The organism is Streptomyces sp. ME19-01-6, assembly GCF_033793745.1.
Taxonomy (GTDB): domain Bacteria; phylum Actinomycetota; class Actinomycetes; order Streptomycetales; family Streptomycetaceae; genus Streptomyces.
Genome location: NZ_JARAXF010000071.1, coordinates 1 through 10,538 on the forward strand (window position 1 = coordinate 1; position 10,538 = coordinate 10,538).

At 76.5% G+C, this 10,538-nt stretch carries 2 protein-coding genes; both read left to right on the forward strand.

Annotated elements, in window-relative coordinates; genetic code table 11:
• Window positions 1–796, forward strand: a 796-nt coding sequence (locus PV419_RS52445; protein WP_319701173.1) for a phosphopantetheine-binding protein, incomplete at its 5' end; no start/stop codon positions are given.
• Window positions 797–830: 34 nt separating this feature from the next.
• Window positions 831–10,538, forward strand: a 9,708-nt coding sequence (locus PV419_RS52450) for a polyketide synthase (RefSeq protein ID WP_319701174.1), incomplete at its 3' end; no start/stop codon positions are given.

The window sequence follows — 10,538 nt, forward strand, 5'->3', positions numbered from 1 at the left end:
CGACCACGCCCGCATGAACCGGTCGGGAGTCTCCCCCCTGCCCACCGATCACGCCCTCGCCCTCCTCGACACCGCCCACCGCCACGGCGAACCACACCTCGTGGCGTTGAACCTCGACGTCCACGCGCTGGCCGCGCAGCCGCCCCGCAGCCTTCCGCCGGCGTTCCGCGCGCTGGCGGCCCGCCCCGGCGGCAGCGGCGCGGCCACCCGCCGCGCCGCCACGGCCGAGCAGCGCCCGGACGACTGGACGCGGCGGCTCGCCGCGCTGCCGGAACCGGAGCGGCGGCAGCGGCTGCTCACGCTGGTGCGCACCAACGCCGCGACCGTGCTCGGCCACGCCGACCCCGAAACCGTGCGGGAGGACGCACCGTTCACCGACCTCGGCTTCGACTCGCTGACCGGCGTCGAGCTGCGCAACCGCCTCTCGGCGGCGACCGGCCTGCGGCTGCCGGCCGCCCTCATCTTCGACTTCCCCTCGGCCAGGGCGCTGGCCGACCACCTGCTCGGCGAGCTGGGCGTGGTGGACGGCTCGCCGGGCGCGGCGACCGGCGGTGTCGACCCGGTGCTCGGGGAGCTGGCGCGGCTGGAGGACACCCTGTCGGCACTCGACCTGCCCGAGGCCGACGCACGGGCGGTGACAGATCGGCTTGAGGGCCTGCTGGCCCAATGGAAGGCGGTGTCCGCGCCGGCGGCCCAGGACGCCGAGGACACCGAGGACACCGCTGCCGACCGGCTCACGCTGGCCACCGCCGACGAGGTCCTGGCGTTCATCGACAGCGAACTCGGCACATCGTGATGGCTCACAACGCAGACGAAGGTCGTGACTCCCCATGCCGGATGAAGAAAGGCTTGTCGACTACCTCAAGCGTGTGGCGACGGACCTGCACGACACGCGGCGCAAGCTGCGCGAGGTGGAGGAGCGGCACCAGGAGCCCATCGCCATCACCGCGATGACCTGCCGGTTCCCCGGCGGCGTCGACTCGCCCGAGGCGCTGTGGGACCTGGTGGCCGCCGGGCGGGACGCCATCGGTCCCTTCCCCACGGACCGGGGCTGGGACGTGGACGCCCTCTACCACCCGGATCCCGACCACCCCGGCACGACGTACACGCGCGAGGGCGGGTTCCTGCACGACGCCGACACCTTCGACCCCGGCTTCTTCGAGATGAGCCCGCGCGAGGCGCTGGCGACCGACCCGCAGCAGCGGAAGCTGCTGGAGGTGGGGTGGGAGCTGTTCGAGCGCGCCGGCATCGACGCGACGGCGCTGCGCGGCAGCCAGACGGGCGTCTTCGTCGGCGCGGCGACCATCGGCTCGGCGGCGTCGGGCGCGCCCGTGCGCAAGGAGTCCGAGGGGTACGCGGGCGTCGCGCCCAGCATGCTGTCGGGCCGCCTCGCGTACGCCTTCGGGCTTGAGGGCCCGGCGCTGACGGTGGAGACGGCGTGCTCGGCGTCGCTGGTGGCGATGCACCTGGGGATCGCGGCGCTGCGGAACGGCGAGTGCGGCCTGGCGGTGGCGGGCGGCGTGACCGTCATGTCCTCGCCGGCCGTGTTCACCGGCTTCGCCCGGCAGCGCGGCCTAGCGCCGAACGGGCGGTGCAAGCCGTTCGCCGCCGCGGCCGACGGCACCGGCTGGGGCGAAGGCGCCGGGCTCGTGCTGCTGGAACGCCTCTCCGACGCCCGCCGCAACGGCCACCAGGTGCTCGCCGTCATCCGTGGCTCGGCCGTCAACCAGGACGGCGCCAGCAACGGCATCACCGCGCCCAACGGGCCCTCACAGCAGCGGGTCATCCGCGCGGCGCTGCGCAACGCCCGCCTGTCGTCCGCCGAGGTGGACGCGGTGGAGGCGCACGGCACCGGCACCCGCCTCGGCGACCCGATCGAGGCGGACGCGCTGCACGCCACGTACGGGCGGCAGCGCCCGGATGGCAGGCCACTGCTGCTGGGCTCGGTCAAGTCCAACATCGGGCACACGCAGGGCGCGGCGGGCGTCGCGGGCGTCATCAAGACGGTGATGGCGATCCGGCACGGCGTGCTGCCCGCGACGGTCAACGTGGACGAGCCGACGCCGCGCGTGGACTGGTCCGGCGCGGTGCGCCTGCTGACGGAGCCACAGGCGTGGCCGGAGACGGGCCGGCCGCGCCGCGCCGGGGTGTCGTCGTTCGGCATCTCCGGCACCAACGCGCACCTGATCCTGGAGCAGCCGGCCGACCCGTCCCCGGCGAAGGGGAAGAGCGGGGGCCAGAACGACAGCGAGGGCGAGGAGCCGCAGCGGCCGGCGATCACGGCCGGCGGCGTGGTGCCGTGGGTGCTGTCGGCGCGCGGCGAGGGCGCGCTGGCGCGGCAGGCGCGGCGCCTGGCCGACTGGGCCGAACGCCACCCCGGCGCGGTGGCGGACGTGGGCCGTTCGCTGGCGACGGCACGCGCCCGCCTGGAGCACCGGGCCGTGGTCGTCGGCGAGGACCGGGCGGCGCTGCTCGGCGGCCTCGCCCGGCTGGCCGCCGGCGAACCCGACCCGGCTGTCGTCACCGGTACGGCCGGCCCGACCGGCGCCGGGCCGGTGTTCGTCTTCCCCGGGCAGGGCTCGCAGTGGCTCGGCATGGGCGTCGGACTCCTCGACTCCTCCCCCGTCTTCGCCGCCCGGATCGCCGAGTGCGAGCGGGCCCTGGCGCCGTACGTCGACTGGTCGCTGACCGGCGTGCTGCGCGGCACCGACACCGCCGCCGACCCCGCCCGCGACGACGTGATCCAGCCCGTGCTGTGGGCCATCCACGTCGCGCTGGCCGCCGTCTGGCAGAGCTTCGGCGTCACCCCGGCGGCCGTCATCGGCCACTCCCAGGGCGAGGTCGCGGCAGCGTGCGTCGCCGGGGCCCTGACCCTGGAGGACGGCGCCAGGATCATCGCCCTGCGCGCGAAGGCCCTGCGGCCCCTCATCGGGCACGGCGCCATGGCCTCCCTCAGCCTGAGCGCCGAGGAGACTGAACGCCTCCTCGCCGATCTCGGCCCGGATCAGGCCGGTGACGTCGTCGCCGCCGCCCACAACGGCCCGCAGGCGACGGTGGTCTCGGGCTCCCCCGACCGGGTGGCCGCGGTGCTGGCCGCCGCGAGAGAGCGGGGCGCGCGGACCCGCACCATCGACGTCGCCTACGCCTCCCACGGCCCGCACGTCGACCGCATCTGCGAGGACATCCTCGGCGCGCTCGGCGAGGTGTCCCCCACCGAGTCCGGCATCGCGTTCTACTCCACCGTCAGCGCCGAGCGCGTCTCCACGACCGGGCTCGACGCGGAGTACTGGTTCACCAGCCTCCGCCGCCCGGTCCGCTTCGCCGACGCCGTTCGCCGCCTGGTCGCCGACGGCTACCGGGCGTTCGTCCAGTGCAACCCGCACCCCATCCTCTCCACCAGCCTGCAGGACGTCTTCGAGGAGTCCGGCACCCGCGCCGTCGCGCTGGCCACGCTCCGCCGCGACCAGGGCGGGCCGCGGCAGCTGGCGCTGGCGCTGGCGCATGCCCACGCCGCCGGCGTGGACGTCGACTGGCGGCCCTGGTTGGCGTCCGGGTCCGAGGTCGCGCTGCCCACCTACGCCTTCGACCGCGAGCGCTTCTGGATTCCCCACGGCGGGACGGGCATGGGCGGCGGCGACGTGTCCGCCGCCGGGCTGCGGGCGGTCGAGCACCCGCTGCTGGCCGCTGCCGTGAGCCTGCCCGACGGCGGCCTGGTGCTGACCGGCCGGCTGTCGTCCTCCGCCGGCGACGGCTGGCTCGCCGACCACGTCGTCGGCGGCGCCGCGCTGCTGCCCGGCTCGGCCCTGGTCGAGTGGGCGTTGCAGGCCGCCCACGAGGCGGGCTGCGCCGCAGTGGAGGAACTGGCGCTCCAGGTGCCGCTCGTGCTGCCCGCCTCCGGGGCGCTGCGCATCCGCGTGGCGGTCGGCCCCGCCGAGGGCGAGGACGGGGCGCGCACCGTGGAGGTCTTCTCCCGCCCCGACGAGATCGACGCCGAGTCCACCGAGGGGTGGATGTGCCACGCCACCGGGACGCTGACGCCCGACGCCGCGGAGGCGGGCGCGGACGCGGCCGCGGCCGCGTGGCCGCCGCCCGGGGCCGAACCGCTGGACGTCGCGGGCCTGTACGAGCGCGCCGAGGCCGGCGGCTACGGCTACGGGCCGGCGTTCCGCGGCGTGACGGCGGCCTGGCGGGACGGCGCCGACCTGGTCGCCGAGGTCGCGCTGCCCGAGGCGGCGGGGCGCGGTGGGGACGGGTTCGGCATCCACCCGGCGCTGCTGGACGCGGCCCTGCACCCGGTGCTGCTGGCCGAGCCGGGCGACGGGCGGCTGTGGCTGCCGTTCGCCTGGAGCGGCGTGACGCTGCGCGCCACCGGCGCGCGCCGGGTGCGCGCGCGCGTGTCGCCGCTGGCCGGCGGGCACCGCCTGCTGCTGACGGACGAGACCGGCGCCCCGGTCCTGGACGCCGGGTCCGTCACCGTACGCCCCACGAGCGCCGCCGAGTTGCGTGCCGTGGGCGAGCGCGCAGCCGAGGGCCTCTACGCCGTGGACTGGGTGCCCGCGCACGGCGGGACGGTGCCGCCGGACGGCGGTGGCGCGTGGGCGGCGTTCGGCGGCGCCGTACTGCTCGCGGTCCCCGGCACCACCGACCACCCCGACCTGGCCGGGCTGCTGTCCGCGCTGGACGACAGCGCCCCGGCGCCCGAGGCCGTGCTCCACGCCGTACGGGGCACGCCCGGCGACGAACTGACCGCCGTCGGCGGCGTCCTGACGCTGCTGCGGGAGTGGCTGGCGGAGCCGAGGCTGCTCGACTCCCGGCTGGTCCTCGTCACCTCCGGCGCCGTACCGGCCGGCGAGAACGAAGCCCCGCCCGACCCGGGCGGCGCGGCCGTGTGGGGCCTGGTCCGCGCGGTCCAGGCCGAGCACCCGGGCCGTTTCGTCCTCGTCGACACCGACACCGATGCCGATGCCGACACCGATGCCGACGCGGCCGGCCTGGCCGAGGCCGTCCGCCACGCCCTCGACGCCGACGAGCCGCAGCTGGCCGTCCGCGCCACGGGCCCGCTGGTGCCGCGCCTGGTCCGCACCTCCCCGCCGGCCGGGGCCGAGGGGCCCGAGCTGTCCGGCGGCACCGTCCTCGTCTCCGGCGGCACCGGCGTGCTGGGCGCCGCTGTCGCCGAGCATCTGGTGCGCGCGTACGGTGCGGAGCGCCTGCTGCTCCTCTCCCGCCAGGGCGCGGACGCGCCCGGCGCGGCCGAGTTGCTGGAGCGGCTCACGGCGCTGGGAGCCCACGTCGACCTGTCGGCTGTCGACGTGGCCGACCACGCCGGCCTGGCAGGGGCGTTGGAGGCCATCCCGGACAGCCACCCGCTGGTCGGCGTGGTCCACGCCGCCGGCGCGACCGACGACGCCCTCGTGGAGGCGTGGGACGACGACCGCCTCGCCCGCGTCTGGACCCCCAAGGCGCACGGCGCCTGGCACCTCCACGCCCTCACCCGTGAGGTGCCGCTGCGGATGTTCGCGGTGTTCTCCTCCGCCGCCGGCGTCATCGGCAATCCGGGACAGGCCGGGTACGCCGCCGCCAACGCCTACGCCGACGCTCTGGTCGCGGCGCGCCGCGCCGACGGGCTGCCCGGCACCAGCGTGGCGTGGACGCTGTGGCAGCAGCCCTCGGCCATGACCGAGCACCTCACCCAGGCCGACCTCGCCCGCCTCGGCGCGCTCGGCATGCGCCCGCTGGCGACCGCGCACGGCCTGCGGCTGTTCGACGCCGCGCTGCGCGCCGCCCGCCCCCTGGTGGTGGCCGCCGACCTGGACGCCGCCCGCCTGGGGCCGGACGCCCCGGCGATGCTGCGCGCCCTGGCCCGGCCCGCCCGCCGCCGCGCCGCCGACCTCCACCACGCGGGCGGCGGTCCTGCGCTCCCCGCCCGGCTGGCCGGACTCGACCCCGACGAGCAGCGCACCCTCGTGCTCCAGACGGTGCGCCAGCTGGTGACGGTGGTGCTCGGCCACACCACCAACGCGGCGATCCGCGAGGAGGCGGCGTTCAAGGAGCTGGGCTTCGACTCCCTCACCGGCGTCGAGCTGCGCAACCGGCTGGCCGCCGCGACCGGCCTGCGGCTGCCCGCCACCCTCGTCTTCGACTACCCCACCCCCCGCACCCTGGCCGACCACCTCCTCCAGCGTTTGACCGCCACCGCCACCGCCAACGCCACCCCGACGCCGGGAAGGAGAGCGGCGGCGGCGGACGAGCCGATCGCGGTGGTGGCGATGGCCTGCCGCTTCCCCGGCGGGGTGACCTCGCCCGAGGGCCTGTGGGAACTGGTCGCTCAGGGGCGGCACGTGCTCGGCCCGTTCCCCGCCAACCGGGGCTGGGACACAGCGGGCCTGCTCCACCCCGATCCCGACCACCCCGGCACGACCTACGCCGCGCAAGGGGCGTTCGTCTACGACGCGGAGACCTTCGACGCCGCGTTCTTCGGTATCAACCCCCGCGAGGCGCTGGCCATGGACCCGCAGCAGCGGATGCTGCTGGAGACGGCCTGGGAGGTCCTGGAACGGGCCGGGATCGACCCGCACACCCTCAAGGACAGCCTCACCGGCGTCTACGCGGGCGTCATGTACCACGACTACGCCGCCGGCGTGCCGTCCGGCGACCCCCGGCTCGACGGCTACGGCATGATGGCGAGCGCGGGCAGCGTCATCTCCGGCCGCGTCGCCTACACCCTCGGCCTCCAGGGCCCGGCCGTCACCGTCGACACCGCCTGCTCCTCCTCGCTCGTCGCGATGCACATGGCAGCGCAGGCGCTGCGCGCGGGCGAGTGCGAGCTGGCACTGGCGGGCGGCGTGACCGTGCTGGCCACCCCCGAGGTCTTCGCCGGCTTCTCCCGCCAGCGCGGCCTGGCCCCGGACGGCCGGTGCAAGCCGTTCGCCGCCGCCGCCGACGGCACCGGGTTCGGCGAAGGCTCGGGGCTCGTGCTGCTGGAACGCCTCTCCGACGCCCGCCGCAACGGCCACCAGGTGCTGGCCGTCATCCGGGGCTCCGCCGTCAACCAGGACGGCGCCAGCAACGGCCTCACCGCCCCCAACGGCCCCTCCCAGCAACGCGTCATCACCCAGGCCCTGGCCAGCGCCGGGCTGTCCCCTGTTGACATCGACGCGGTCGAGGCCCACGGCACCGGCACCACCCTCGGCGACCCGATCGAGGCGCAGGCGCTGCTCGCGACGTACGGCCAGGAGCGCGCCGACGACCGCCCCCTGTGGATCGGGTCGGTCAAGTCGAACCTCGGCCACACCCAGGCGGCGGCGGGCATCGCGGGCGTCATCAAGACGATCATGGCGCTGCGCCACGGCCGCCTGCCCGCCAGCCTCCACGTGGACGCGCCGACCCCGCACGTGGACTGGGACAGCGGCAACGTCCGGGTGCTGACCGAACCCGCCGACTGGCCGGAGACCGGCGCGCGTCCGCGCCGCGCCGCCGTCTCCTCCTTCGGCGCCTCCGGCACCAACGCCCACCTCATCCTCGAACAGGGCCCCGACGAGCCGGCACCGGCGCCGGACGACGCCACCGGCGGCGTCGTACCGTGGCCGCTGTCCGCCCGCAGCGAGGAGGCGCTGCGCGCCCAGGCGTCGGCGCTCGCTGAACGCCTCGGCACGGATGAGGAGTTGCCGGTCAGGGACGTCGGCTGGTCCCTCGCCACGACCCGGGCCACCTTCGAACGCCGGGCCGTGATCGTGGGCGGCGACCGCGCGGAGCTGACGGCGGCGCTGGGCGCGCTGGCCGAAGGGCTGCCGCACCCCCGCCTGGTCACCGCCCCACCGGCCACCGCGGCGCCCGCGGCAGGCCAGACAGTGTGGCTGTTCTCCGGCCAGGGGAGCCAACGCCCCGGCATGGGCGCCGCACTGCACGCCCGCTTCCCCGTCTTCGCCGACGCCTTCGACGAGGTCTGCGCCCTCCTCGACCCGCATCTCGACCACCCGCTCGCCGACGTCGTGCTCCGCTTTGAGCCGGACCCCGGCCTGCTGGACCACACCACCTACACCCAGGCCGGGCTCTTCGCCCTCCAGGTCGCGCTGGCCCGGCTGCTGCGCGCCCACGGCCTACGCCCGGACGCGGTGATCGGCCACTCCATCGGCGAGATCGCCGCCGCCCACGTGGCGGGGGTCTTCTCGCTCCAGGACGCCTGCCGTCTGGTCGCCGCCCGCGCCACCGCGTTGGGCGCGCTGCCGCCCGGCGGCGCCATGACCGCGCTGGAGGCCACCGCCGAGGAGGCCGCCGAACTCCTGGCCCCCCACGACGGCCAGGTCACCGTCGCCGCCCTCAACGCCCCCACCAGCACCGTCATCTCGGGCCCCGCCGGCCTCGTCGCCCAGCTCACCGCGGACTGGAAGCAGCAGGGCCGCCGGGCCAAGGCCCTCACCGTCTCCCACGCCTTCCACTCGCCGCTGATGGAGCCCGCACTCGACGGCTTCCACCAGGCCATCGCCGACCTCAGGTTCCAGCCCCCCACCATCCCCCTCATCAGCAACCTCACCGGGCAGCCGGCGGGCGAGGAGATCGTCAGCCCCGACTACTGGGTCCGGCACATCCGCCAGCCCGTCCACTTCCACCCCGCCATCGCCCACACCGCCCCGCACACCGCCGCCTACCTCGAAATCGGCCCCGACGCCGTGCTGACCCCCGCCACCCAGAACACCCTGGACGCGCTGGCGGACGAGCTCGCGCACCCGCCCCTCCTCATCCCGGCCCTCACCCGCACCCAGCCGGAACCCGAGGCCCTGGCACACGCACTCGCCCGCCTCCACACCCACACCCCCGTCGACTGGCGCCCCTGGTTCGGCGACGGACCGGCGACCCGCGCGGTCGACCTGCCGACGTACCCCTTCCAGCGCCAGCCGTTCTGGGTCGCGCCCGCCCCCACCGGTCCCGCCGCCCCCGGCAGCACCGCCCTGGCCCACCCCCTCCTCACCGCCACCGCGCCGCTCGCCGACGGCGGCCTCCTCCTCACCGGGCAGGTGCCCGCCGCCGACCACGCCGGCTGGCTGACCGAACACGCCATCGCCGACACCACGCTCCTGCCTGCCACGGCGCTGCTGGAGCTGGCCCTCCACGCCGCCGACCACACCGCCGCCGACCACGTCGAGGAACTCCTCCTCCAGCAGCCCCTCACCCTCGACGCCACCGATCCCCTCGCGCTCCAGGTCATGGTCGGCGCCCCCGACGACAGCGGCCATCGCGCCCTCGACGTCTACACCCGCCCCCGGTCCCGCCCCTCGGCCGAGTGGACCCACCACGCCAGCGCGACGCTCGCCACCCAGCCCTCGACCGGCCAGCCCACGGCCGAGACGCTGGCGGAGGAGGCCTGGCCGCCGCCGGGCGCCGAACGCGTCGACGTCACCGGCTTCTACGAGCGCGCCGCCGCGGGCGGCTACCACTACGGCCCCGCCTACCAGGGCCTGAAGGTCCTCTGGCGCCACGGCGACGACCTCCTCGCCGAGATCGCGCTCCCCGACGGCGAGGCCACCGACGCCCTCGCCCTCCACCCGGCGCTGCTCGACGCCGCGCTCCACCCGCCCATCGCGACCGCCGACCCCACCGGCGAGACCTGGCTCCCCTTCTCCTGGAGCGGCGTCACCCTCCACGCCACAGCGGCCACCCACGCCCGCGTGCGCATCACCCCGCGCGGCGACCACGAGTACCGGCTCACCCTCACCGACCCCGCCGGCCAGCTCGTCCTCACCGCCGACGCCATCACCACCCGGCCCATCGACGCCGCACGCCTGCGGAAGGCGGAGTCCGGCAGCGACGGGCTGTACCGCGTGCGCTGGACCGCGCTGCCGGTCGCGGCCGGACGCGAGGCACCGCCGGCGGACGGCTGGGCGGCGCTCGGCGAGGTGTTCGCCGACTCGCTCACCCACTACCCCGATCTCGGCGCGCTCGTCGCGGCGTTGGACGACGGCGCGCCCGCGCCGCCCGTCGTCCTGGTGGCCGGGAACGCCGTGGCCGACACGCTGACGACGGCTCAGGAGTGGCTGGCCGAACCGAGGCTGGCCGACGCCCGGCTGGTGGTCGTGACACGCGACGCGGTCGCCGTGGACGAGGCATCGGACGTCGAGCCCGACGCGGCGGCCGTCTGGGGCCTGCTGCGCAGCGCCCACACGGAGAACCCGGGCCGGTTCGCGCTGCTCGATCACGGCGGTGGCAACGCCGTTGACGCGCTGCGCGCCGCGCTCGACGCCGACGAGTGGCAGCTGGCGCTGCGCGACGGCGCGACGCTGGTGCCACGGCTCACGGCCCTGGACGCGACCCCCGGCATCGCCCTGCCCGTCGGCACGGCGGCCTGGCAACTGGTCATGGCGGAGCAGCACTCGGGAACCGTGGACGACGTGGTGCCGGAGGAACGCCCCGAGGCGCTGGAGCCGCTCGCACCCGGCCAGGTGCGGATCGCGGTGCGCGCGGCCGGGATCAACTTCCGCGACGTGATGGTGACCCTCGGCGTCGTGCCCGACCGCCGCGGCCTGGGAGGCGAGGGCGCGGGGGTG